This window comes from Maribacter sp. UBA3344 (assembly GCF_002362375.1).
Classification (GTDB): Bacteria; Bacteroidota; Bacteroidia; order Flavobacteriales; family Flavobacteriaceae; genus Maribacter; species Maribacter dokdonensis.
Genome location: NZ_DERI01000024.1, coordinates 126054 through 150208 on the forward strand (window position 1 = coordinate 126054; position 24155 = coordinate 150208).

Genomic DNA, 24155 nt, shown 5'->3' on the forward strand with positions numbered 1-24155 from the left:
CTTAATTTTCTTTTCCCGCTTTAAACAAGAAATCTTTTTCAGCCTTAGATAAGCTTTCATAGCCAGATTTACTTATTTTATCTAGAATTGCATCTATTTTCTTTTGATGAGATTTCTTATCATAATCACTGACCGTGGATTTAGATTTTGATGTATTCTCTTTCTTATATACGGTCTTCATGTTGGACTTCTTTCCTGTCCCTTTGAACATGTTTGCTATACTATCCATAAACCTAGAAAAACCAGAACCAATATCATTTCCTTTTGCCAATTGACTAGCATATAAATACCCTAAAAACGCACCACCTAAATGCGCTAAATGTCCTCCTGAGTTACTGATCGGCAACTGTATTAAATCACTAAGCACCACGACTGCGCCCACAATCCACAACTTCACATTAAAAAATATAACTCTAACCTCTTGATTGGGTAGATAGGTACATATAAAAATCAAGACAGCACTAGCCCCTGCAGACGCACCAATTAGATAGGCATTTGTATTAAAAAATGCCGGAAAAATATTGTAACCCAAAACAAAAAACAATCCCCCAAGAATAACTCCTAATACATAAACATTAAGAAATCGTTTTGCATCAAAGAGATTTAAGAAAATGCGTCCAACAAAATAAATTAAAAGCATATTCCAAAATAAATGACCAAAACCACCATGAAAAAAAGAATAGGTAATTATAGACCATGGCTGAAAAGCAATATCTACAATATCATTTGGCAGTTCAAACCACTTAACAATACTATTGCCGGATAAGCCTAAGAGAAAAGGTACCAACGCATTTATTAGAAATACAATGACATTAATAACAATTAATTTTTCGGCAATGTTTAGCCTACTATATTGATATTTTAAATCTGGTTGAGCCATACTTTAGTTCCACCTATTATTATTAAACTGATTTTTCTTCCAATACCACATCATCAAGAAACCAAAGAGTGCCCCACCAACATGTGCAAAGTGGGCAATTCCTTGACCAAACAAACTATACCCGGTAACGCCAGAAAACAAATCTAATGCTATTAAAACGGGAATAAAAAACTTAGCCTTAATAGGTACCGGTAAGAAAATTAAAAACAATTCACTATTTGGAAAAGACATACCAAAAGCTACCAAAATACCATAAATAGCCCCAGAAGCACCCACTACAGGTGTATTGAACGCCCCTAAGAAATTATCTATGGTTGAACGATCCGCTATATTGTACCATTCTGTACTATACTGACCGCTATTAATGATTTCAAGAATACTACTTTCAGCTAAGCCTGCCTCCATTAAAGCACTCATACCCTCATTATAATAATAGTAGTTCACCCCTATATGTATTAAAGCGGCACCTAAACCAGCTGATATATAAAAGAACAGGAATTTATTTCTGCCCCACATTTGCTCCAAAGGCGAACCAAAAGCCCATAGCGCATACATATTGAAAAGAATATGCATAAAACCCCCATGCATAAACATATGGGTAATTATTTGCCATAGTTGAAAATGCTCGTTCTTAGGAAAATAAAGAGAAAACAACTCATACATTTGTTCCCCATACAACTGTGTGGCAATGAAGAATAGCACGTTAATAATCAGTAAATGCTTTATAGTTTCTGTTATTCTTCCCATCTATATAAATTTTCGTTCAATATCATTCTCGGTAATGGTTACGTATACTTTTTTGTTAAAAGGGCTTAATGTAGTCTCTTTACAAGCAAATAAATCGTTGACCAACTTTACTTGAGAAAACTCGTCTAATGATTCCCCTGTTTTTACAGACAGGGTTTTTGCCAATGTCTTTGCCAACATATCACTTTGGGAAAAACTATCTCCAGGCACCTCTTGTTGAAAATCTGACATCAACTGCTCCATGATCATTTGTACTTCGCTCTCAGCGACCAAAACAGGAACTCCTTTTATCTCAACACCCTCATCGTCCAAATCACCAAATACAAAACCAACAGTGCAAAGGTTATCTTTAATTTCCCTTAAAATATTCATTTCACCAGGTGAAAATGACAAAGTCAACGGAAAAAGTAACTGCTGACTTACGGCTTCTTTAATAGTTATGTTCTTTAAAAAGTTTTCATAAAGCACCCGTTGATGTGCCCTGCTCTGATTTATAACCACCATTCCAGATTTTATAGTCGTAATTATAAATTTTTTACGCAATTGAAACGTAGTAGTAGTCGGCTCAATAGATTCTTTTTCATCATCAAAGATACTGCTATTCACTACCTCAGATTCAAATTCCAAATGACTAACATTACTTTCTACCTTGGTTTCTAGTCCCGCATATAAATTTTCCCAACCTTCAACTTTTGGTTTTTTATAATTACCTGTACTGTTATTTCCTTTTGATGTTTTAACAGTTGTTTCAAACGGATTAAATGAAGCATCTACAACTACCTGCGGAATACCAACCTGCTTATTTTTATAAGAGTACGGAGTATCTAAGTTTTGGTCTTGTTCAAAATCAAGCGCTGGCACAACGTTAAATTGCCCCAAACTATGCTTAACGGTAGATTTCAACATAGCGTACAACGTATGCTCATCATCAAATTTAACTTCTGTTTTTGTAGGATGTATATTAATATCGATTGTACCTGGATCCACCTCTAAATTCAAAAAATAACCAGGATGCGTTCCTGGTCTTATCACTCCTTCAAAAGCACCTAAAATTGCATGATGTAAATACGGACTTTTTATAAATCTGTTGTTAGCAAAGAAAAACTGCTCTCCTCTACTCTTTTTAGCAAATTCTGGTTTTAGAATATATCCTGATATTTTTACTACCTGAGTTTCCTCTTCGACCGGAACCAGTTTCTCGTCGGTCTTTCTACCAAAAATATGAACTATACGCTTTCTGAATTCATTGGCCGGCAATTGAAAAACATCACTCCCGTTATTATAAAAACTAAATGCTACCTGAGGGTGTGCCAATGAAATTCTATGAAATTCATCGGTAATATGTCTATACTCGACTTGGTCAGATTTTAAAAAATTTCTTCTAGCCGGAATATTGAAAAATAAATTCTTCACCAACATAGAAGTCCCTTTTGGAGCAACTACTACTTCTTGTGAAACAATTTTACTACCTTCAATCTTAATTTTTGTACCAATATCATCATCTTCGGTTTTGGTCAACATCTCTACATGGGCAATAGCAGCAATAGATGCAAGTGCCTCTCCCCTAAAGCCTTTGGTATGCAAATTAAATAAATCTTCAGCTTTTTGAATTTTTGACGTTGCATGGCGTTCAAAACTCAAACGGGCATCTGTACCACTCATACCCTTACCATTATCAACTACTTGAATAAGTGTTTTACCACCATCTTTTATAATTAGTTGAATATCGGTTGCACCGGCATCGATGGCATTTTCCATCAGCTCCTTAACTACTGATGATGGGCGTTGTACCACTTCACCAGCAGCAATTTGGTTTGCTACATGGTCTGGTAAAAGTCTAATAATATCGGCCATTATGAAGAAAAGAAAATTGAGAGGTCAAAATCAATTATATAAAGAAAAATCAAAACCAACACAGCTATAATGATAACCATTCTCATCTTAAGGTTGCGATCACCTTTTCTTTTAGCATCTTCTATGGCACTGTTGATTTTCCTCTTTAAACCTCGAGATGTATTCAGTGTACTGCGAAATTGGTCAAATTTAGGCTCAATTTTGTAAGGATTCCCTTTTCCTTTATCATCATAAAATCTGGGGTTATACTCAAACCGCCTATTCTTTCGCAACTTTGTTATTTTACTCAACATCCCCATAACCTCAAAGTTACTTAAAATAGAAAAACAGGGCATAATAGGAATGCCAAAATTTGTTAACAGTTGAAGCTGTCAACCGTTACCTCTAAAATAGTTTGAAACAGATTAAAAATAAAAGACCGGAAACCTTAGTTGCCTAGAACAGCCATTTTAATTGCTGCAATAGCTGCCTCTGTGCCCTTATTACCATGTTTACCTCCACTACGATCAATAGCTTGTTGCATGTTATTATCCGTCAACACACAAAAAATAACAGGCACATCTGTAATCACGTTCAGGTCTTTAATGCCTTGCGCAGTGGCATCGCAAACAAAATCAAAATGCTTGGTCTCACCTTGTATTACACTACCAATGGCAATCACAGCATCTACTTTATGGGATTGTATCATTTTTTTTGAACCAAAAGTAAGTTCAAAACTTCCAGGAACATCCCAGCGAATAACATTTGAACGTTGGGCACCACATTCTAATAATGCATCAATAGCACCATTATACAGACCTTCGGTAATCTCTGAATTCCATTCTGAAACAACAATCCCAAACCGAAGTCCGTTCGCGTTTGGGATTGTTGCCTTATCGTATGCCGATAAATTTTTATTTTCTGTTGCCATTATTCAGCACTTTTAGCTATACCAATAAACGCATCTATTGAACTAGCATTTTCTGATTTTGGAAAATCGTTCTTTATTCTTTCAAAAAACTCCAAAGCCTTATCCTTCTCTCCCATTTCCAATGCAGTAATACCTGCTTTATATAGAAATTTAGGAGCTGTATATTCATTACCGCTATGTTTTACAGCAGCTTCATAATACCCTAAAGCATCGGAAGGTTGGTCTAATTGCATAAAAGCATCTCCTAGACCTCCTTTGGCCAACGAACCTAAAATAGCATCGTCAGAACTAAAATCCTCTAAATAAGTGATAGCCTCTTGATATTTGTTCATATTCAAGTAAGACATACCTGCACCGTAATTTGCCAAGTTTGCAGCTTTAGTACCACTATACTCCTCAATGATATCCAAGAAACCGTATTTACCTTCAGCTCCTTCTAAAGCCAAAGTAAACAATGAATCTTTTTGACTGGTCGCTACTAAAGCTTGGTCAAAATATTGCTGCGGATAATACATTTCATTTGCCGCATTTGATTCCTTTGGCTTTTCAACAAACTGATTGTACGCCAAATATGCCAAAACACTAATAGCTATTAACCCAATGGCACCTAAAATATAGTTCTGATTCTTAGAAACCCACTCTTCTGACCTTGAAGCTCCTTCATCCAAAGAACTAAAAACCTCAGCTGTTGTGCTTTCCTGTTCATCAAATTCTTGCTGTTCAGCCTTTGTTTCAGGTTTATATCCTCTTTTCTTATATGTTGCCATCTGTAAATTTATTGATCGCGCAAAAATAATGGTTTTATTGAAATCGCAAAGTGTATTTATTCGTTATTTTTGGATATTTTAAGCTAGTTTTCATCCTACCAAATCTAAAATCGGAAATTTTTAATGCTGCTGAGACAATTATCACTGATCAATTATAAAAATTTTGAATCTAAAGAACTTGCTTTTGATGCAAAAATAAATTGTTTTGTAGGCGCTAATGGTATAGGTAAAACAAACATCTTAGATGCTATTTATCATTTGTCTTTTGGAAAAAGTTATTTCAACCCAGTCTCTTCTCAAAACATAAGACATGGGTCAGATTTTTTTGTGATTGACGGTACGTTTGAAAAAGAAGGTAGAGAAGAGAAAATTGTCTGCAGCCTTAAAAAAAACAACAAGAAAATAATTAAGCGTAACGGTAAGGCTTATGAACGTTTTGCAGACCATATAGGACTGTTGCCGCTAGTTATCATATCTCCTGCAGACAGGGATTTGATCATTGAAGGAAGCGAAACACGAAGAAAATTCATTGACGGAGTCATTTCTCAATCAGATAAATCGTATTTACAAAACCTCATTAAGTACAATAAGGTTGTTTCTCAAAGAAATGCACTTTTAAAATATTTTGCGGCCAATAGAACTTTTAATAACGACACCCTGGCAGTTTATAATGAGCAAATGCATACTTATGGTTCTGAAATCTATAAAAAAAGAACTTCTTTCCTAGAAGCATTTATTCCTATTTTTCAAGAACAATACAAAGCTATTACCGGCAATTCTGAAGATGTTTCCCTCTCTTATGAAAGTAAATTAAAAGATTATGATTTGCTTACGCTATTAAACAAAAATCTAGACAAAGACCGCGCTCTACAATATACAAGTGTGGGCATCCACAAGGACGACCTCAGCTTTGAGATCAGCCAATACCCCATCAAAAAATTCGGAAGTCAAGGCCAACAAAAATCATATTTGATTGCCCTTAAGTTTGCTCAATTTCATTTTATGAAATCTCAAAGTGGTACAACTCCTATTTTAATTCTTGATGATATTTTTGACAAGCTAGATGAACATAGGGTCTCCCATATCATTACATTGGTGAACAATGAGAATTTTGGGCAAATATTCATTAGTGACACCCACGCCGACCGTACCGAGAGCATTGTTAAAAAAATTCATCAATCCTATAAAATATTTAAATTGTAATGATAAAAAAGCTTATTCTTATTCTCTCTCTATTTCTAATTTCTTGCGGTGCTAAAGTTGACAAAGACAAATTACACTTGCTAAATGGGTATTGGGAAATAAAAGAAGTTACCTTCGTAGATGGAGCAAAAAAAGAATACTCAATTAATAGTACGGTCGACTATATAAAGTTAGATTCGTTATCAGGATTTAGGAAAAAAGTAGATCCAAAATTTAATGGCACCTTTGAAACCTCAAACGACGCCGAAGCTTTTTTTATTAGAATTTCTAATGACTCTATTTTTATGAAATACACTAACGATTCCAACATATGGGAAGAAGTGTTGACCTCATTAGATGAGAAAAGTTTTTCGGTAAAAAATAGCGAAGGTGTCACCTATAGATATAATAGATTTGAACCTATAAACATAACCCCATAATGGCAAGCAGAGGAAACGAAAATACTTCAATGAAAGAGGCACTTTCTGCATTTATTCAAAAGAATAAATTAGAAAAAGGAATAGACAAAGTCGATGCAAGAGCTGCATGGGCTAAATTAATGGGTAACGGTGTAGACAACTATACTACAGAGATTGAGTTGAAATTTGGCACCTTGTATGTTTCTTTAAGTTCTTCCGTATTGCGCGAAGAGCTAAGCCTAGGCAAATCTAAAATAGTAAGAATGATCAATGAAGAAATTGGAAAAGAAGTAGTGAAGAAATTGATACTTAGATAAACATCTATAATTGAATAAGACAAAAAAAGCCAGTTCTTTAGAACTGGCTTTTTAATTCATAAAAATATTGTCTTAGAAAATTTCTCTTCCTGCAAAGTGAAAAGCACCTTCAATAGCCGCGTTTTCGTCACTATCAGAACCATGTACGGCATTTTCACCAATACTGGTAGCAAACATTTTACGTATAGTACCTTCTGCAGCATCAGCAGGGTTTGTAGCACCGATCAAAGCTCTAAAGTCTTCAACTGCATTTTCTTTTTCTAAAATTGCAGCTACAATAGGTCCTCTGGTCATAAACTCTACCAATTCACCAAAGAAAGGGCGCTCTCTATGCACACCATAAAATTCTTGTGCATCCCTTAAACTTAACTGTGTATATTTCATCGCTACGATTTTAAAACCAGCAGCAGTAATTTTTTCTAAAATAGCCCCAATATGTCCGTTTTCAACGGCATCTGGTTTAATCATTGTAAACGTTCTATTCGTACTCATATCTTAATTTTTGCGCAAAAATACGTTTTTCCACATATCTCACAACTATTCATAGACTTGTTCTAATTGCCCTAACACATTTCCGTTATCACCAATTATTTTAAAATCAACCGTTTTAGCCTTAAAATCAAATTCCAATATTCCGAAACTTTCGGTATAAACTACCTCTCCAACTCTGTATTTATTAGGTTCACCAGAAAATTCCTTATACGCATGAGTGAGCCCACTACTGGTAAAATCAATTAAAGGATAATCTATACCCTCTATTTTGATTTTTGAAAATTCAGAAATATGGCGGTCTCCAGATAACACAACAACACTTTTAGGCTTAGTATCCTCTATTAATTTTGCCAGCCTATCCACTTCATGCGGAAAATTCCCCCATGCCTCAAAACCATGTTCCTGAGATAGATATTGAATACTACTTACAATAATGTTGAAGTCCGCAGTAGAGTTTTGCAACTCCTTTTCTAGCCAGTTCCATTGTGTATCACCTAAAATAGTACCTACACCATACTCATTTGGTTTAATTCTCTTGTCCGTTTCGGTATCTGGTGTAAGTGGTGTTCTAAAATATCTTGTATCTAAAAGTATAATACGGACCTCATGACCATCAATTACATAATTTTTGGAATTATATACCCCTTTTCGTTTTCGCAACTCGCTACTCTCAGGTACGTTCATAAAATTCAAAAACTCTTGCTGGCTGGCATCTTTAGCCTTAAACTCAACACCTCCGTCATTCAACCCATAATCATGATCGTCCCATGTGCCTAAAACATCTGTTGTCTGAGCCAGTTTTTTATAACCAGGTTCATTCTTTTGTTGATTATACATTGCCCTCAAAGCTTTCATATCATCTGTATCTGCATAGATGTTATCCCCGCCCCAGATCCATACATCTGGTTCTGTATTAAGAATATCATCCCACAAAAGGTTAGGCAAATCAACCCTATTGCAAGATCCAAATGCAATTACAAAGTCTTTTTTTTCAGTTAAACTCTTTTTAGACGAACAAGAAACGAGCAGAATACCCCAAATTAAAAAAGCAATTTTTTTCATGTAAAATAGTTAAGTCTGGGTAAAATTAAGGTATTCCGTTTAAAGCCTATATTATTAAATTGTATCTTTGCCGCCATGAATTTAGAGCACTTGAACGCCCTTAAAAAGCTACTTTCATCACCAAAGAAAATAGCTATTATACCACATAAAAATCCTGATGGTGATGCCATTGGATCTACATTGGCACTTTGGCACTATTTATCCAACAATGGTCATTCAGCAACTATTGTAGCGCCCAACGACTTTCCAAAATTTTTAAAATGGATGCCCGGGGCACAACAGATATTAAATTTTGAACGAGAAAATTCTCAGTCCAAGACAGTAATCAACGAAGCGGATATAGTTTTCACGCTAGACTTTAACCACTTAGGTCGCGTTGGTCAAATGAGCGAAATTTTAGAGTCGGCGCAGGCTACTTTTGTGATGGTAGACCACCACCAAGAACCTTCTGACTATGCCAGTATCATGTATTCTGATGTAAGCATGAGCTCTACTTGTGAAATGGTATATGTACTCATTAATCAACTAGGTGATGAAAATAGCATTACCCCAGATATGGCAAACTGTATCTATACGGGAATTATGACAGATACCGGTTCGTTTAAATTTGCAGCAACCACAAGTAATACACATAGAGTTGTAGCAGACCTTATGGACAAGGGTGCTGAAGGCACAGAAATTCATCATCGAATTTATGACACCAACTCCCCAAGCCGACTACATTTATTAGGTTGTGCGTTAAAGAATATGGTCATTTTAAACGAATATGCTACGGCATATATAACTTTGAGCCAAGATGAACTGGACAAATACAATTACCAAAAAGGAGATACAGAAGGTTTTGTAAACTACGGTTTAACCTTAGACGGTATTAAATTTGCCGTAATTTTTATTGAGAATAAAGAAGAAGGAATTTTTAAAATTTCTTTTAGGTCCGTTGGCGATTTTTCTGTCAACGACTTTGCAAGAAAACATTTTAATGGTGGCGGGCACACAAACGCCGCAGGAGGCAGAAGTGAAGACAATATAGCAGATACCATTGCCAAATTTACCGCGTTATTACCATTGTATAAGAATCAATTACAATCATGAGAATATTATCTATTCTATTTTTAGCTGTACTATTTAGCTGTTGTGATGGTCCTGAACCAAGAAAACCGGTACAGACCAAAAGCGGAAGCTTCTTTAAGGCATCTATAGAACGAAGCCGAAAGTTGCTAGAAGCCGAAGAAAAGAAAATTCAGGCGATTATTGAGTTAGATTCATTAAAACATTATGATCATAGCAAATCTGGCTCGTGGTATCATTATTTAACAGTAAATGAAACAAGTGACTACACACCTAAAACGGACGATTTGGTTGTATTTACTTATGATATATTAACATTGGACAATGACACCATATACTCTAAGGAAGATATTGGTGTTGTTAATTACAAGGTAGATAAACAAGAATTATTCCTTGGCTTACGTGATGCCGTTAAAATGCTAAAAGAAAAGGAGCGCGCCACGTTTTTGTTTCCTTCCTCCATAGCCTTTGGTTATCATGGCGATGAAAATAAAATTGGCAGTAACGTTCCCCTTAAGTCTACCATAACAATTTTACAAATAGAAAAACAACAAGAAAATACAGTAAATTAAAATGACCATTATGATTAAAAAAATGTATTTGCTTGCAGTTATCGGTTTAATTATGACCAGCTGTAAGACTAGCAAAAGAGCAGACTTAGGTGACGGTTTATTCGCCGATATCAAAACCTCTAAGGGCGATATCATTGTTCGCCTAGAGCAAGAGAAAACACCCGTTACCGTCGCAAACTTTGTTTCTTTGGCAGAGGGTACAAATACTTTTGTGAGCGAAGAGTACAAAGACAAAAAGTATTATGACGGTTTAACCTTCCATAGGGTCATGAAAGACTTTATGATTCAAGGTGGCGACCCATTAGGTCAAGGTACCGGAAACCCTGGATATAAATTCATGGACGAGTTCAATGATTCTTTGGTACACGACAGAAAAGGTATTTTGTCCATGGCAAATTCAGGACCCGCAACAAATGGTAGTCAATTCTTCATTACACATAAAGAAACACCTTGGTTAAACAACAAGCATTCTGTTTTTGGTGAGGTCGTGGAAGGTATGGACGTCGTGGATTCAATTGCCAATGTACCTGTAGGAGCAGGCAACAAACCGGTAGAACCGGTTATTATGAACACTATAGAAATAATTCGCAATGGTAAAGAAGCTCGTAAGTTCGATGCTGTACAGATTATGACCGATTATTTTGATGGTGAAGAAGATAGACTGGCCGCCATAGAAAAAGAAAAAGCTGAGAAATTAGCTGCAGTGCAAAAAATAAAAGATGAGTTTGCAGCATCAATAGATGCTCAAAAAGCAAAAGCTAAAACGTTGCCATCCGGACTTAAGGTGTTGACTTTAGAAAACGGTACCGGAGAAAAGCCAGCAATTGGTAATAAAGTCAATGTTATGTATGCCGGGTATTTAATGGATGGTACCTTATTTGACAGTAACTATCAAGAAATAGCAGAAAAATATGGTGCTTTCGATGAAAGAAGATTGCAAGGTGGTGGCTACATGCCGGTACCAATGGACTATTCTCCTGAATCTCGTTTAATTGCGGGCTTTAGAGAAGGTCTTTTAAGCATGAAGGTTGGTGATAAAGTACGTTTATTTATTCCGTCTCATTTAGGCTACGGTGAACAAGGTGGCGGACCAATACCGCCAAATGCAGATTTGATCTTTGATCTTGAAATAACAGGTTTAACGGAGTAATAACTTCTCAGAAAAAAAAAACCCTTTAGTGATATCACTAAAGGGCTTTTTTATTTAAAATAGAATTTCTAATTGGTACGTTTTAAAACTTCTAAAAGTAAACTCCAGAACTTTTGAACAGAAGTTATACTTACACGCTCATCTGGTGAATGCGCCCCTAAAATAGTTGGACCAAAACTGACCATATCCATTTCTGGATAATTTTGACCTAAAATACCACACTCCAAACCTGCATGACAAGCTACCACTCTAGGCTCATCTTTAAATAAACTTACATATGTATCTTTTACTACAGTAAGAATCTCAGAATTAGGATTAGGGTTCCATCCAGGGTAATCTCCGCTAAATTCAACATCAAATCCACTTAATTCAAACGCCGATCGTAAAGAATTGGCTAAATCCAATTTTGCCGAATTTACCGAAGAACGGGTTAAACAACCAATGGTTATCTTACCATCTTCTACCTTTACCTTGGCAATATTGTTTGAAGTCTCTACCAAGTCATCAATTGCCCCACTCATGGCATACACACCATTTTGTGCTGCATAAATGGCTTTGACCATTTTTTCTTGCGCACCTAGACCCATCACTCTTTTAGCTGGTTTTATATCTTCAATCTCAATAATCAAATTCGGCTCTTGTTCTTTTAGCTCCTGAATGATAACATTGGACAGTTCTTTTACTTTCTTTAAAAAACTATCTGCCTGTTTACGTACAATATTCAATTTACAAACACTTTCCCTGGGTATAGCATTTCTTAGACTACCACCGTTTAAAAAGCTAACGCGTACATTATGGTCTAACCCCAAGTATAGTAAACGGTTCATTATTTTATTGGCATTACCCCTGCCCCTATGAATATCCATTCCACTATGACCACCGGTTAAACCTTTAACGGTAATTTGAAATCCCGCATCGCCATGTGTGCCCTCTTTTTCATTATATGTTCTAGTAGCGGTCACATCTATTCCTCCGGCACAACCAATATCAATTTCATCGTCCTCTTCAGTGTCTAAGTTTAAGAGTATCTCCCCTTTTAAAACTCCCTCCTTTAAAGCAAATGCACCCGTCATACCCGTTTCTTCATCTATAGTGAACAAAGCTTCTAGTGGTGGGTGAGGTATATAATTACTTTCTAAAAGCGACATAATAGCGGCAACGCCCATACCATTATCAGCACCCAACGTAGTACCTTTTGCTTTAACCCAATCTCCTTTAACGAACATTTCTATGCCTTGGGTATTAAAATCAAATTCAGTATCCGCATTCTTTTGATGCACCATATCCAAATGACTTTGAAGGGTGACCATCTTTTTACCTTCCATACCTTCGGTAGCCGGTTTTCTAATAATAACATTACCTGCTTCATCAGAAAAAGTTTCCAAGCCCAGTTTACTTCCAAATTCCAGCATAAACGCAATTACCTCTTCTTCTTTTTTAGATGGTCTTGGCACTGCATTAAGCTTGGAAAAATTCCCCCAAACAGATGTGGGTTCTAGTTTATTGATTTCCATTCTACAATTTTCATGGTTAGATCCCACAAAAGTACTCATAGAAAAAGGATTTCGCTATTTTTGGGTTAATGAAGATATCCTTTAAAACCTCCGTTGCCTTAACTATAATTCCTCAAATTATTGTTGTGAAATGGCTTGCTACCCGCACAGATTTAGTTGAACAATATTATAGCACAGGCATTTACCCCGTTATCTCTAATTTCTTCAGGCTTTTATTTGGATGGATTCCTTTTTCCATTGGTGACCTTTTATATTTCAAATTGACATTTCTTGTCTTGTTTTATTTAGTTAGAAAAAGAAAACACATTTGGCGACATAAGTTGAAATTCTTGGAAAACGTGGGTATGGTACTAGCCGTTGTTTATTTTACGTTTCATATTATGTGGGGCATGAACTACTACAGGGAACCCTTATCCCATAAATTACAACTTACCCCTAATAAAGAATATACCGACCTTTTAAAGTTTACAGAATTATTGATTCAAAAGACCAATGAATCTCAAGTATTCATTACCAAAGATTCTAGCTTAGCGGTAAAGATTCCCTACTCACAAAAAGAGATATTCAACAAAACCATAGATGGCTATAAACACCTTAAAACTATTCATCCGTTTCTTACCTATAACCATCCTAGTTTGAAAAAATCATTGTTCAGTACCGGACTCACGTATATGGGTTATGCGGGGTATTTAAATCCATTCACGAACGAAGCTCAGGTAAATGACCTATTGCCCAATTTTAGATTTCCTTTTGTTGCAGGTCATGAAGTAGGACATCAATTGGGGTATTCCGCTGAAAACGAAACAAACTTTATTGGCTACTTGGTCACATCTAACAACAAAGATCCATATTTTAAATATGCTGCCTACGCCTATGCCCTTGGCTATTGTTTAAACGATGTTAGGCGAACTAATAAAGAAGATTTTGACAGAATTATGTTGGCGCTGAATGATGGTGTAAAAAAGAACTTTCAAGAAATGGCCATTTTCTGGAATTCTTATGAAAACCCTATGGAACCCGTCTTTAAATCAATTTTTGATACGTTTTTAAAAGCTAACAATCAAAAAGAAGGTATAAGAAGCTATAACGCGGTGGTTCTATTTTTGGTTGCTTACCACAAAAACCATCCGCTTTAATCTACCTTCAAAAGTTCGTGATCTTAGAGCTTTATTTCGGGTCATTTTATAAAATATTAAGAAAATAATCATTATTCCTAATTACGGATATTTCAACTGTTAAACAAAAGTGAAATACACCGTATTTAGTGTATAATCCGTGTATTTTTAGAATACTAATTCAAACCAAACGTAATGAAAAAACTATTCTTTGCACTATGCCTACTCGGGTATGGTTCATTTTTAACTGCCCAAGATTATTTTCCGGAAAATGCCGGAGTAAAGGTCAACAATAACAATTATACCGCCTTTACCAACGCTAAAATCTATGTAACTCCAACACAAGTAATCGAAAAAGGAACTTTATTGATCCAACATGGAAAAGTGGTCAATGCATCAAGCAATGTCAATATTCCTAAAAATGCCGTGGTAATTGACTTGCAAGGTAAATCAATTTATCCATCATTTATAGATGTATACTCAAAATTTGGGGTAGAACAAGCCAAAAGAAAACCAGGTCGTGGAAGATCCACCCAATATGAACCTTCTAGAGAAGGATATTATTGGAATGATCATATTATGCCAGAAAATAAGGCAATAGAAAAATTCACATATGATGATAAGGAAGCCAAAACACTTAGAGCAGCTGGTTTTGGTGTAGTTAACTCTCACATACATGATGGTATTGCCAGAGGTACAGGTGTGCTTATAGCTTTAAATGGAAAGGGCACCAATGCCAATAGAATTTTAGACGATCGTTCTGCGCAATATTTTTCATTAAGCAGAAGTATCACTAAAGCACAATCTTACCCAAGTTCACTAATGGGAACATTAGCATTATTAAGACAAATGTATAGTGATGCAGATTGGTATGCTAAAGGGAACGCCACCACAACAGATCTTTCTTTAGAAGCATTGAACAGTAATAAAAGTTTGGTTCAGATTATTGAAGCCAAGGACAAATCGCACGACTTACGTGCCGATAAAATTGGCGATAGTTATGGTGTACAGTACACTATTTTAGGCGGTGGAAACGAGTTTGAACGTATTGAGGAAATTAAGGCCACTAATGCAAAATTCATTATACCAATAAATTTTCCAGATGCGTATGATGTATCTAACCCATATGCGGTTGACTATGTTTCTTTACAGGATATGCGTTACTGGAACCAAGCCCCATCTAACCCAAAAGTGTTAGCGGATAACGGAATAAAATTTTCGCTTACTACATATGATTTAAAATCTCCGGCTAATTTTAAGGAGAAATTGATAAAAGCAATAGATTATGGTCTTTCATCGACCAAGGCATTAGAAGCGCTAACAACCGTTCCTGCAGAAATTCTAGGAAAATCAAATGAAATAGGGGCATTAAAGACAGGCTACCTTGCCAACTTTTTAATTTCATCTGGCGACATTTTTGACAAAACTACCACCTTATATGAAAACTGGGTACAGGGAACAAAAAGCGTTATCAACGCTATGGACGTTAAAGACATTCGTGGAGATTACCAATTAATGGTTCAAGGAAAATCTTATGACGTAGTTATTTCAGGAGATATTTCAAAACCTAAAATTGAAGTTAAGCAAGATACGACCAAACTAAGTTCAAAAATTGCATATGACAACAATTGGGTAACCCTTTCATTCGCTACAGATAAGGGTGAAAAAACCTATAGAATGATTAGTGCCGTTACCAATACATCGGATAACCTATCTGGGCGATTGGTTTTACCAGACGGAACCGAATCTAAATTTACGGCGACCAAATCAAAATCTTTTAACGAAAAAGAAACTGATAAAGAGAAAGCTGACAAATCTATACAGGTGGTACCGGTAACCTTCCCTAATGTTGGGTATGGCTTTGCCGCTAAACCAAAGGCTCAAAATACCTTGTTCAAAAATGCTACGGTATGGACAAGTGAAGAAGCAGGTATTTTAGAAAACACTGATGTGCTGGTCAAAAACGGTAAAATAGTAAAAATAGGTAAAGACTTAGGTGCAGGTGGCGCAACGGTAATAGATGCTACAGGCAAACATTTAACCGCTGGTATTATAGATGAGCATAGCCATATTGCGGCGTTATCGGTAAACGAATCCGGTCAGAACAGTTCAGCAGAAGTTAAAATGGAAGATGTCGTAGACCCAGAGCATATGGGTATTTACAGATCACTTGCTGGTGGAGTTACCTCATTACAGTTACTGCACGGTTCCGCTAATCCTATTGGTGGTAGATCGGCTATATTAAAATTAAAATGGGGAGAAGAAGCTGATGGCTTGATCTATGACAATTCACCTAAATTTATAAAGTTTGCTCTTGGTGAAAATGTAAAACAAAGTAACTGGGGTAGTTTTTCGCGTTTTCCTCAAACACGTATGGGTGTAGAACAGCTGTACATGAACTATTTCCAAAGAGCCAAGGAATATGACACCAAAAAGAAAAATGGTGAGCCATATCGTTATGATGAGGAAATGGAAGTTCTAGCCGAAATATTAAACGGTGAACGCTTTATAAGTTGCCACTCCTATGTACAAAGTGAAATCAATATGATGATGAAAGTTGCAGAGCACTTTGGATTCAGAATCAATACGTTCACCCACATTCTAGAAGGCTATAAAGTAGCCGATAAAATGGCGGAACATGGTGTTGGCGCAGGAACGTTCAGTGACTGGTGGGCGTATAAATTCGAAGTAAATGATGCTATACCTTACAACGCGGCAATTATGCAAAAACAAGGGGTTGTAACTGCCATAAACAGTGATGATAGAGAAATGATAAGAAGGCTGAACCAAGAAGCTGCCAAGACTATAAAGTATGGTGGCATGACGGAATTGGAAGCTTGGAAAATGGTTACCATAAACCCTGCTAAATTATTACACCTAGATGACCGTGTTGGTAGTATTAAAGAAGGTAAGGATGCTGATTTGGTATTGTGGTCCGGCAATCCGTTATCGGTTTATTCAAAAGCCGAAAAAACAATGATCGAGGGTATTACTTATTTTGATTTAGAGACCGACAAAAAAAATCGTGAGGCCATAAAAAAAGAAAGAAATGAATTGGTCACTATGATGCTTAAAGAAAAAAGCAGTGGTAAAAAAACCCAAGGTCCTAAACAAAGTGTCAAAAGAGATTTCACTTGCGAAAGCCTTTAATAGTATAAGAAGTATTCAAAATATATAAAACTTTAAAAATGAAAAAATTAATAACCTTGATCATTGCCCTTGGCTTGGTATTACCGACTATAGCGCAACAGACACCGGGCAATAAACAAACCGAAGCTATTACCATTGAAGGAGCAACGGCTCATTTGGGTAATGGCGAAGTCATTGAAAGTTCACTTATAATGTTCGAAGATGGCAAGATTACTTTTGTGGGTGATTCTAAAATGAGAATTGCAAGAAAAGGCAAAGTAATAGATGCAACAGGCAAACATGTTTATCCTGGCTTTATAGCGCCAGCGAAAACATTGGGACTAGTTGAGATCGATGCCGTGAGAGCTTCAAAAGATGAAGATGAAATTGGCGATTTTATTCCACATGTTAGAAGCTTAATAGCTTACAATGCAGAATCTAAAGTAGTAGAAAGCATGAGACCCAATGGAGTTTTAATTGGGCAAATAGCACCTTCTGGAGGTTTAATTTCAGGCACTTCAAGTATTGTACAATTTGATGCATGGAATTGGGAAGATGCCGCTATAAAGGTTGATGACGGTATTCATTTAAACTGGCCAAGTACCTTTAAGCAAGGTCGTTGGTGGGCAGGTGAAGACCCGGGTTACCATCCAAATAAAGACTACGCGGAAGAAATAGAAGCCATTGCTACCTTTCTTAAAAATTCACAAGCTTATGGCAAGACTACTCCTAAAGAAGTAAACCCCGCTTATGCAGCTATGAAAGGTATTTTCGACGGTACCCAAAAACTATATGTTCATGCAGATGACGAAAAGCAAATTATAGACGCTGTAAACACTTTAAAAACAAATGGTGTAAAAGAAGTTGTATTGATCGGGGGATACCATGCTTATAAAATTCCCGAATTTTTAAAGAGTAATGATATTCCTGTTTTAGTACAGTATACGCATAATCTTCCAGTGTTTGATGATGATGATTATGACCTTCCCTACAAACTTCCTAAATTGTTAGTAGATGCTGGTTTATTAGTGGGAATTCAAAATTCAGACGCGGTAAACTTTCAAACTAGGAATTTACCTTTCTATGCGGGTCAAGCCGCGCAACAGGGGTTGGACAAGGAAAAAGCCGTTCAACTACTGACCGGAAATACAGCTAAAATATTAGGTATTGATGACCAATATGGTACTTTAGAAAACGGTAAGAGCGCTACTCTATTTATTTCTGAAGGTGATGCTCTTGATATGGCCGGAAACATTTTAACCCACGCTTTCATAGACGGCAGAACAGTTTCTTTAGAGACACACCAAACTGAACTTTGGAAACGCTACATGGGTAAATACGAAGGCAAATAATTCCCAATTACAACATTGAACAAAAGAGGCTGCCTTATTCAGGGCAGCCTCTTTTATTTAGTATATTCTATACAATTATCTCTTAGCTAGCACATATCCTAAATATCCCATTGGCATATAGGCTACAATAATATCTAAAGCCGTAAACCACATTGGTCCGCCAAGCATAGCTATATTGACCGTACCTCCTATCAAAAAAAACAACCCTACCAAAAGTGCCATAAGCATTTTTTTACCAGCAGCTATTTTAGCGGCTACGAAAGCTCCTACCAATGTACCTAACGCATGTGCCAAAAAAGGAAAGATAAAATGTTTGCGTTCAAACAAATGCATTGTTGACTTTAACCCTTCCATAGTAGTAATGTCTCCTCCTTCAGGTGGTGGAATAATAGAACCACTTATCATAATTATTCCCATATTCACCACACTGCCTATAATAACTCCGGCAACGACAGCCAAAACGTTTTTTAATATTGGATTCATATCAAAAGATTTAATTGGTTATTATCTGGTCTTTACAAAGCGTACCACCTCTCCTACTTCATAAGCATTTTCCTTTGGCTCTAAACAAACAAAACCATCGGCCTTGGTCAAACTGGTTAAATCACCTGAGCCATTTTCTATGACCGGTGCCCCCCAAACAACTCCTTCTTTCAACTCCGTTTTTACATGTATAAATCTAGTTAATGGCGGTACTATTTTTAAAGGAACACCTAGCTTAATATACAAATTTTCTATCTGAATACCCCAAGAAGCATACAACCACGGTAAAAAATATAGATGATAATTAGCAAAAGTAGAGACAGGATTACCGGGAAATGAAAAAACCACAGTCTTTAATTTAGCATGTACACCAAACCAAAAAGGTTTCCCGGGTCTTTGTGCTACCCTATGAAACACCTTTTCTACACCAAGGGATTCCATAACATCCGGAATAAAATCAAACTTACCCTTAGATACGCCTCCACTTAATAACAGAACGTCATTTTTAATCAGCGCCTTCTCCAATGCAGTTTTAATACTTTCTTTATCATCTAAAAGGTGTAACGAACTTGAAGGTATTTTACTATTCAATAATGCCGCTTCAATGGTCAGCATATTTGATTTTCTAATTTGATGCGGTTCTGGCAACTGGTAAACCTCAACCAATTCATTACCGGTTGCTATGGTACAAATGTTCGGGTTCACTTTTACCTTGACTACAGATTTACCCACAGAAGCCAAAACACCTATTTCAGCAGGTGTAATTTTAATTCCTTTAGAAAGAACTACGGCACCCGCCTTTTCGTCACTGCCTTTGTAGTGAATATTTTGGCCTTTGGTAACTATTTCGTTAATGGTAACCTTGTTATCTTTAATAGTGATATGTTCATACATAATCACGGTATCGCAATGTTTAGGAACTACCGCACCCGTCATAACCTCTAAACATTTACTTGTATCATTTAAAGTTTGTTGGGCAACACCTGCCGCAGCTACCCCTTCTATAGTATAAGCATGCCCGTTTTCCAACAAACTTGAAAATTGAACAGCAATACCATCTTTGGTAGCCCGATCAAAAGGTGGAAAATCACGATCCGCAAGAACATCTTCAGCTAAAACTCTATTTAAGCTGTCTATCAGCTTCACCTTTTCTGCTCCCAAGTCTAAGCGATGATCAATTACTTTTTCAAATGCTTCTTTAAATGCAATCATAGAATTAAAGGTAAAATTATAATGTAAACTTCTATTAAATGGACATCATCAAATCAAGATGAAAACAAACTTAAACCGTTGACCAACAATACCCTTACACCCACCACAAAGACAAGAAGTGCGGTTACTCTTTTAATTCCATTGGCAGAAAACTTCTTTAAACTAATGCGAATACCCAATTGCCCCCCAAGAAGAACAGCTATAACCAAACATATGGTTTCTTTTAAAGGTAATGAAAGTGCATTGCTGGTAATTAAACCAAGTAAACCAGAGATAGAATTGACCAATATAAAGAAGCTAGCAAGGGCAGCAATTTTAATAGCCTTTTTCCATCGTAAATGATTTAAGATCGGAGCCAAAAAAATACCGCCTCCAATTCCTACCAATCCAGATAAAAAACCTATTCCAGCACCTAATAAGTAACTCATATAATTTGGATAGTCATGTACCTCTTTCTTTGTCTTGTTCAATTCAAATGTCTGAATAGCCAAGAATAAAGCTGAAAGGATAAGGGAGCACCCAAGAATAATAAAAAACACACTTTCCTTAAGACGAAAGGTAGCTCCAATATATGCCAAAGGAATACTAGTTAACACAAACGGCAGAAAATCCTTGAATTTTGCATGTCCATTTTTAAAATAAAGATAGGTACTACCGGAAACCACCACCAAATTACAAACCAATGCTATGGACCTAATGGCAAAAAAACTGGTCAAAAAAAGAGTCAATAGCGCCAAATAACTAGATCCACCACCAAAACCGACCGAAGAATATAAGGTAGCTATGATAAAAAAACCAACACATAATAGCAGTAATTGCTCAATAGGTATCAACATAATTTTTCATCTGGTTCATGCCTCCGACCACATTTACAAAATCTTTACCAGGATATAGTTCTTGCAGCGTGGCTATTGCCTTTTTACTGCGCACGCCAGACTGACAAATAACGTATACAGTTTCTTCTAAATTCAACTCGCTACTTCTATCTGTCAACTCGCTTAGAGGTATGTGCTTAACTTGGTTAATATGCTGCCTTTGATACTCTTTTGGTGTACGAACATCTAACAATTCAATAGCCCCTTCTGAAAGCAGCTGTTGAAGGGCATTGGCTTCAATAGATTTTAATGGTAAATCACAGTTAAATTCATAACTTTTCTCCAGAACCTTAATCTCATTATGACCAGGCTGTAACTTAAATCTAATACGTTGGGTACGTTGGGTAAGTGTATCACACAAAAGTAAAATACCAGTTAAAACTTCCCCTAGATCCGTTATTATTTTTATTGCTTCCAATGCCTGTAAGTTTCCAATGATTCCCGGTAAAATTCCCAAGACTCCGTTTTCATTACAATTGGGTACAGCATCGGCAGCCGGCATGGTAGGGTACAAACAACGATATGTTGGTCCGCCTTTATAATTAAAAACACTTACCTGCCCTTCAAAAGCATGCAAAGCCCCGTAGACAAATGGTTTATTCAATATAACACAAGCATCGTTTATAAGATACCTTGTCGGAAAATTATCTGTAGCATCAACAACAATATCATATCCTTCAATAATTTTAAGAGCATTATCAACAGTCAAAAAAGTATGATATGTTCGTATTTCGGTAGATGAATTTTGGGCAGATAATTGACTTTTAACCGCTTCAACTTTAGAAATACCCACCATAGCTTCTGTATACAGCACTTGACGGTGAAGGTTGGATAATGAAACTACATCTGCATCTACAACACCAAGGGTACCTACCCCCATGGCATTTAAATAAGTTAATACAGGAATACCTAGACCGCCAGCACCTACTACCAGTACTTTTGCCTTCTGTAATTTCTGTTGCCCTTCAATTCCAAAACCCGCTAAGGTGATTTGCCTCTGGTAACGATCTTGGTTCATAATGAAATTTTTAGCAATGCCTCTTCATATTCTGCCTTGGAATTCGCATTTAACAATACTTCTTTATGTTCTGGGAATACCAAATGAACATCTGCATTGATCAAAAATTTTCTAGGACATGAACCATTGCCCGCCTCTAAGTAGGCGACCGATTGTTTTAGAGCCTCTGGCTCCCAAATAGCACAAAGCGGTTCTGGCAACGGGTTTTGCTTGTCGGCAAAAGCACTGGCTATTTTGCCCGTATTTCTTGATGCTATTAATTCTTCCAAAGCTTTTTTATCCATTAAAGGCAGATCGCAGGCCAGAACCAACCAAGCTGCATCTGGGTGGGCTTTATGTGCAGAAAGCAAACCATTATAGGGTCCGCGAAACTCATCTTTATCAACTATGGTATCAAAAGCATTTGAAATTTCATCTTTTTGGTCTTTGCGGATACTTAAAAATGTTTGGTCACAAACCTCATTCAACAATGAATATAAATGCTCACGTTGTGGAAGTTCATGATATTTGATCAAACCCTTATCTTCTCCCATCCTAGTACTTTTCCCTCCGGATAGCACTAGCCCATATAACTTATCTTTGGAAATCATTTTTTCCTCCTGTTTTTTGTTCTAGTTGAATTGTACCGATTACAATATCTTGAGAAAGTGCCTTACACATATCATATATGGTCAAAGCAGCAACTGATACACCAGTTAATGCCTCCATTTCCACTCCCGTTTTCTCATTACATTTTACAGTACATGTTATTTGAAAAGCGTTTACAGAAGGAGTGATATCGATATTGATTTTAGACAAATTTATCTGATGACAAAGAGGTATAAGCTCAGACGTTTTCTTTACACCTTGTATACCTGCAATAACAGCAGTTTGCACAATACTTCCCTTTTTACCAACAAAATCTTGATCAGACAAAGATTTAAAAACCTCTGAAGGAAATTGTATAGTACCACTAGCAATGGCAGTACGTACCGATGCTGTTTTTTGAGAAATATCTACCATGGTAGCACTCCCAGATTCATCTATATGTGATAATTTCTTCTGCATTAGCCGCCTATTGAAGTCATTGAATTACTGAATACGTCCTTATATTTTTCTTGCGCCTCAAAACCAGTTTTAGCACGACTGCCTACAGCCTTTAAAATTTCTTTTCTGATATTTTCCTCCATATCATCCGCTCTCATTATATCTCTAAGATTTGCGCTTGCTTTAGCATACAAACAAGTAATAACATCACCTGTTGCCGAAATTCTTAAACGATTACAACTACCGCAAAATGTTCTACTAAAAGATGGAATTACTCCAAAAGTTCCTTTAAAACCTGGAATTTTATAATTTATAGACGTTGATGTCTTTGGAGATTCCAATTTATAATAATCTGGGTGTGCGCTTTTAATATGCCCTAGGATAGTTTTAAAATCCCACTTTATAGTCTGAAATTCTTTAGACCCACCGTTAAAAGGCATTTCTTCCAAAAAGCGAACCGAAACATTGTAATGTTTAGTTAGTTCAAGCATGGGTAAAATATCATCTGTATTCTGACCATCTAACGCAATAAAATTGATACGAACATTAAACCCTTCGGTTATTAAACGAATCATGTTATTATATACAACATCATACTGATTGCGACGTGTAATTCGTTCAAAAGTCTCACGATTAATGGCATCCATGCTTACGTTAATGTTCTTAATGCCCAATTGCTTTAATTCATCTATATATGGACCTATTAAAGTAGCGTTGGTAGTGACGGAGATATCTTTTAGACTGTTTAATTTAGATAAGCTTCTCAGCAAAACCATGAGATCCTTGCGTACAAAAGGTTCACCACCAGTTATTCTTATCTTATCTATTCCTTGTGAAACCACAATTTTACTTAACCTCTCAAGCTCCTCTATAGTAAACAACTTATCATTTTTAGCAAAGTTTATCCCCTCTTCTGGCATACAATAATTGCAACGCAGGTTGCAACGATCTGTCACTGCCAATCTCAGGTAATTAATTGCTCTATTATGGTTATCTACTAACATACTTTTA

24 protein-coding genes are annotated in these 24155 nt (G+C 36.3%); 9 read left to right on the forward strand and 15 right to left on the reverse strand.

The window, feature by feature from the left end:
* Position 1: 1 nt before the first annotated feature.
* From B2Z27_RS15050 to B2Z27_RS15075, 5 genes are all read right to left on the reverse strand, one after another.
* Entirely contained in the window at positions 2–880 is an 879-nt protein-coding gene (locus B2Z27_RS15050; protein WP_058103326.1) for a rhomboid family intramembrane serine protease, read from the reverse strand.
* A gap of 3 nt (positions 881–883) precedes the next feature.
* Positions 884–1627 carry a rhomboid family intramembrane serine protease gene (locus tag B2Z27_RS15055; protein WP_286814254.1) on the reverse strand — a complete coding sequence of 248 codons (744 nt, stop codon included), beginning with the start codon at positions 1625–1627 and terminating at the stop codon, positions 884–886.
* Entirely contained in the window at positions 1628–3481 is a 1854-nt protein-coding gene (gene mutL / locus B2Z27_RS15060) for a DNA mismatch repair endonuclease MutL (protein ID WP_286814255.1), read from the reverse strand.
* A gap of 427 nt (positions 3482–3908) precedes the next feature.
* A complete protein-coding gene (gene ribH, locus B2Z27_RS15070) occupies positions 3909–4391 on the reverse strand; it encodes a 6,7-dimethyl-8-ribityllumazine synthase (protein WP_286814256.1) in 483 nt (160 codons plus the stop codon).
* Positions 4391–5158 carry a tetratricopeptide repeat protein gene (locus B2Z27_RS15075; protein WP_286814257.1) on the reverse strand — a complete coding sequence of 256 codons (768 nt, stop codon included), beginning with the start codon at positions 5156–5158 and terminating at the stop codon, positions 4391–4393. Before B2Z27_RS15075 ends, ribH begins: the two co-directional genes overlap by 1 nt.
* Positions 5159–5281: 123 nt before the next feature.
* Here B2Z27_RS15075 and recF point away from each other — a divergent pair, with 123 nt between their 5' ends.
* From recF to B2Z27_RS15090, 3 genes are read left to right on the forward strand one after another with little or no spacing between them, the layout of a single operon-like run.
* A complete protein-coding gene (recF, locus tag B2Z27_RS15080; protein ID WP_058103332.1) occupies positions 5282–6361 on the forward strand; it encodes a DNA replication/repair protein RecF in 1080 nt (359 codons plus the stop codon).
* Positions 6361–6780, forward strand: a complete 420-nt coding sequence (locus tag B2Z27_RS15085) for a lipocalin family protein (RefSeq protein WP_286814258.1) — start codon at positions 6361–6363, stop codon at positions 6778–6780. The genes recF and B2Z27_RS15085 overlap by 1 nt, the downstream gene beginning before the upstream one ends.
* A complete protein-coding gene (locus B2Z27_RS15090; protein ID WP_058103334.1) occupies positions 6780–7076 on the forward strand; it encodes a DUF721 domain-containing protein in 297 nt (98 codons plus the stop codon). The genes B2Z27_RS15085 and B2Z27_RS15090 overlap by 1 nt, the downstream gene beginning before the upstream one ends.
* A gap of 72 nt (positions 7077–7148) precedes the next feature.
* On the opposite strand, the gene B2Z27_RS15095 is transcribed toward B2Z27_RS15090, so the two are convergent.
* Entirely contained in the window at positions 7149–7568 is a 420-nt protein-coding gene (locus B2Z27_RS15095) for a nucleoside-diphosphate kinase (RefSeq protein WP_071341764.1), read from the reverse strand.
* 45 nt (positions 7569–7613) lie between these two features.
* On the reverse strand, positions 7614–8630 hold the full coding sequence (locus B2Z27_RS15100; RefSeq protein WP_286814259.1) for an alkaline phosphatase D family protein: 1017 nt from the start codon (positions 8628–8630) through the stop codon (positions 7614–7616).
* A 75-nt stretch (positions 8631–8705) separates the two neighbouring features.
* Between B2Z27_RS15100 and B2Z27_RS15105 the strand changes: the two genes are divergently transcribed.
* From B2Z27_RS15105 to B2Z27_RS15115, 3 genes are read left to right on the forward strand one after another with little or no spacing between them, the layout of a single operon-like run.
* Entirely contained in the window at positions 8706–9722 is a 1017-nt protein-coding gene (locus tag B2Z27_RS15105) for a DHH family phosphoesterase (protein ID WP_286814260.1), read from the forward strand.
* Entirely contained in the window at positions 9719–10270 is a 552-nt protein-coding gene (gene gldI, locus B2Z27_RS15110) for a gliding motility-associated peptidyl-prolyl isomerase GldI (protein ID WP_071341761.1), read from the forward strand. Before B2Z27_RS15105 ends, gldI begins: the two co-directional genes overlap by 4 nt.
* Positions 10271–10283: 13 nt before the next feature.
* Positions 10284–11420 (forward strand): peptidylprolyl isomerase, encoded by a 1137-nt coding sequence (locus B2Z27_RS15115; RefSeq protein WP_414673382.1) that lies wholly within the window; start codon positions 10284–10286, stop codon positions 11418–11420.
* A 68-nt stretch (positions 11421–11488) separates the two neighbouring features.
* Here B2Z27_RS15115 and B2Z27_RS15120 read toward each other — a convergent pair whose 3' ends face one another.
* On the reverse strand, positions 11489–12973 hold the full coding sequence (locus B2Z27_RS15120) for an aminoacyl-histidine dipeptidase (protein WP_286814262.1): 1485 nt from the start codon (positions 12971–12973) through the stop codon (positions 11489–11491).
* A gap of 29 nt (positions 12974–13002) precedes the next feature.
* Between B2Z27_RS15120 and B2Z27_RS15125 the strand changes: the two genes are divergently transcribed.
* From B2Z27_RS15125 to B2Z27_RS15135, 3 genes are all read left to right on the forward strand, one after another.
* Positions 13003–14070 (forward strand): DUF3810 domain-containing protein, encoded by a 1068-nt coding sequence (locus B2Z27_RS15125; protein ID WP_286814263.1) that lies wholly within the window; start codon positions 13003–13005, stop codon positions 14068–14070.
* A gap of 174 nt (positions 14071–14244) precedes the next feature.
* Entirely contained in the window at positions 14245–17199 is a 2955-nt protein-coding gene (locus B2Z27_RS15130) for an amidohydrolase family protein (RefSeq protein ID WP_286814264.1), read from the forward strand.
* Between the two features lie 38 nt (positions 17200–17237).
* On the forward strand, positions 17238–18530 hold the full coding sequence (locus tag B2Z27_RS15135; RefSeq protein ID WP_286814265.1) for an amidohydrolase family protein: 1293 nt from the start codon (positions 17238–17240) through the stop codon (positions 18528–18530).
* 75 nt (positions 18531–18605) lie between these two features.
* Here B2Z27_RS15135 and B2Z27_RS15140 read toward each other — a convergent pair whose 3' ends face one another.
* From B2Z27_RS15140 to moaA, 7 genes are read right to left on the reverse strand one after another with little or no spacing between them, the layout of a single operon-like run.
* Positions 18606–19013 carry a hypothetical protein gene (locus B2Z27_RS15140; RefSeq protein WP_286814266.1) on the reverse strand — a complete coding sequence of 136 codons (408 nt, stop codon included), beginning with the start codon at positions 19011–19013 and terminating at the stop codon, positions 18606–18608.
* A gap of 21 nt (positions 19014–19034) precedes the next feature.
* Positions 19035–20225, reverse strand: a complete 1191-nt coding sequence (locus B2Z27_RS15145) for a molybdopterin molybdotransferase MoeA (protein WP_286814267.1) — start codon at positions 20223–20225, stop codon at positions 19035–19037.
* A 53-nt stretch (positions 20226–20278) separates the two neighbouring features.
* Positions 20279–21061 carry a sulfite exporter TauE/SafE family protein gene (locus B2Z27_RS15150; protein WP_286814268.1) on the reverse strand — a complete coding sequence of 261 codons (783 nt, stop codon included), beginning with the start codon at positions 21059–21061 and terminating at the stop codon, positions 20279–20281.
* Positions 21045–22118, reverse strand: coding sequence for a HesA/MoeB/ThiF family protein (moeB, locus tag B2Z27_RS15155; protein WP_286814269.1), 1074 nt, complete (start codon positions 22116–22118; stop codon positions 21045–21047). Before moeB ends, B2Z27_RS15150 begins: the two co-directional genes overlap by 17 nt.
* Complete coding sequence (locus B2Z27_RS15160) at positions 22115–22708, reverse strand: NTP transferase domain-containing protein (protein ID WP_286814270.1); 594 nt, start codon at positions 22706–22708, stop codon at positions 22115–22117. The genes moeB and B2Z27_RS15160 overlap by 4 nt, the downstream gene beginning before the upstream one ends.
* The gene (gene moaC, locus B2Z27_RS15165; protein ID WP_286814271.1) at positions 22692–23165 is read right to left on the reverse strand and encodes a cyclic pyranopterin monophosphate synthase MoaC; all 474 of its coding nucleotides are present in this window, start codon (positions 23163–23165) and stop codon (positions 22692–22694) included. Before moaC ends, B2Z27_RS15160 begins: the two co-directional genes overlap by 17 nt.
* Entirely contained in the window at positions 23165–24148 is a 984-nt protein-coding gene (moaA, locus tag B2Z27_RS15170; RefSeq protein WP_286814272.1) for a GTP 3',8-cyclase MoaA, read from the reverse strand. Before moaA ends, moaC begins: the two co-directional genes overlap by 1 nt.
* Positions 24149–24155 lie beyond the last annotated feature (7 nt).

Excerpts from the sequence above, each read along its gene's own strand:
- B2Z27_RS15050 (WP_058103326.1), bottom strand. The coding sequence starts at position 880 with ATGGCTCAACCAGATTTAAAATATCAATATAGTAGGCTAAACATTGCC.
- B2Z27_RS15055 (WP_286814254.1), bottom strand. The coding sequence starts at position 1,627 with ATGGGAAGAATAACAGAAACTATAAAGCATTTACTGATTATTAACGTG.
- mutL (WP_286814255.1), bottom strand. The coding sequence starts at position 3,481 with ATGGCCGATATTATTAGACTTTTACCAGACCATGTAGCAAACCAAATT.
- ribH (WP_286814256.1), bottom strand. The coding sequence starts at position 4,391 with ATGGCAACAGAAAATAAAAATTTATCGGCATACGATAAGGCAACAATC.
- B2Z27_RS15075 (WP_286814257.1), bottom strand. The coding sequence starts at position 5,158 with ATGGCAACATATAAGAAAAGAGGATATAAACCTGAAACAAAGGCTGAA.
- recF (WP_058103332.1), top strand. The coding sequence starts at position 5,282 with ATGCTGCTGAGACAATTATCACTGATCAATTATAAAAATTTTGAATCT.
- B2Z27_RS15085 (WP_286814258.1), top strand. The coding sequence starts at position 6,361 with ATGATAAAAAAGCTTATTCTTATTCTCTCTCTATTTCTAATTTCTTGC.
- B2Z27_RS15090 (WP_058103334.1), top strand. The coding sequence starts at position 6,780 with ATGGCAAGCAGAGGAAACGAAAATACTTCAATGAAAGAGGCACTTTCT.
- B2Z27_RS15095 (WP_071341764.1), bottom strand. The coding sequence starts at position 7,568 with ATGAGTACGAATAGAACGTTTACAATGATTAAACCAGATGCCGTTGAA.
- B2Z27_RS15100 (WP_286814259.1), bottom strand. The coding sequence starts at position 8,630 with ATGAAAAAAATTGCTTTTTTAATTTGGGGTATTCTGCTCGTTTCTTGT.
- B2Z27_RS15105 (WP_286814260.1), top strand. The coding sequence starts at position 8,706 with ATGAATTTAGAGCACTTGAACGCCCTTAAAAAGCTACTTTCATCACCA.
- gldI (WP_071341761.1), top strand. The coding sequence starts at position 9,719 with ATGAGAATATTATCTATTCTATTTTTAGCTGTACTATTTAGCTGTTGT.
- B2Z27_RS15120 (WP_286814262.1), bottom strand. The coding sequence starts at position 12,973 with ATGAGTACTTTTGTGGGATCTAACCATGAAAATTGTAGAATGGAAATC.
- B2Z27_RS15125 (WP_286814263.1), top strand. The coding sequence starts at position 13,003 with ATGAAGATATCCTTTAAAACCTCCGTTGCCTTAACTATAATTCCTCAA.
- B2Z27_RS15130 (WP_286814264.1), top strand. The coding sequence starts at position 14,245 with ATGAAAAAACTATTCTTTGCACTATGCCTACTCGGGTATGGTTCATTT.
- B2Z27_RS15135 (WP_286814265.1), top strand. The coding sequence starts at position 17,238 with ATGAAAAAATTAATAACCTTGATCATTGCCCTTGGCTTGGTATTACCG.
- B2Z27_RS15140 (WP_286814266.1), bottom strand. The coding sequence starts at position 19,013 with ATGAATCCAATATTAAAAAACGTTTTGGCTGTCGTTGCCGGAGTTATT.
- B2Z27_RS15145 (WP_286814267.1), bottom strand. The coding sequence starts at position 20,225 with ATGATTGCATTTAAAGAAGCATTTGAAAAAGTAATTGATCATCGCTTA.
- B2Z27_RS15150 (WP_286814268.1), bottom strand. The coding sequence starts at position 21,061 with ATGTTGATACCTATTGAGCAATTACTGCTATTATGTGTTGGTTTTTTT.
- moeB (WP_286814269.1), bottom strand. The coding sequence starts at position 22,118 with ATGAACCAAGATCGTTACCAGAGGCAAATCACCTTAGCGGGTTTTGGA.
- B2Z27_RS15160 (WP_286814270.1), bottom strand. The coding sequence starts at position 22,708 with ATGATTTCCAAAGATAAGTTATATGGGCTAGTGCTATCCGGAGGGAAA.
- moaC (WP_286814271.1), bottom strand. The coding sequence starts at position 23,165 with ATGCAGAAGAAATTATCACATATAGATGAATCTGGGAGTGCTACCATG.
- moaA (WP_286814272.1), bottom strand. The coding sequence starts at position 24,148 with ATGTTAGTAGATAACCATAATAGAGCAATTAATTACCTGAGATTGGCA.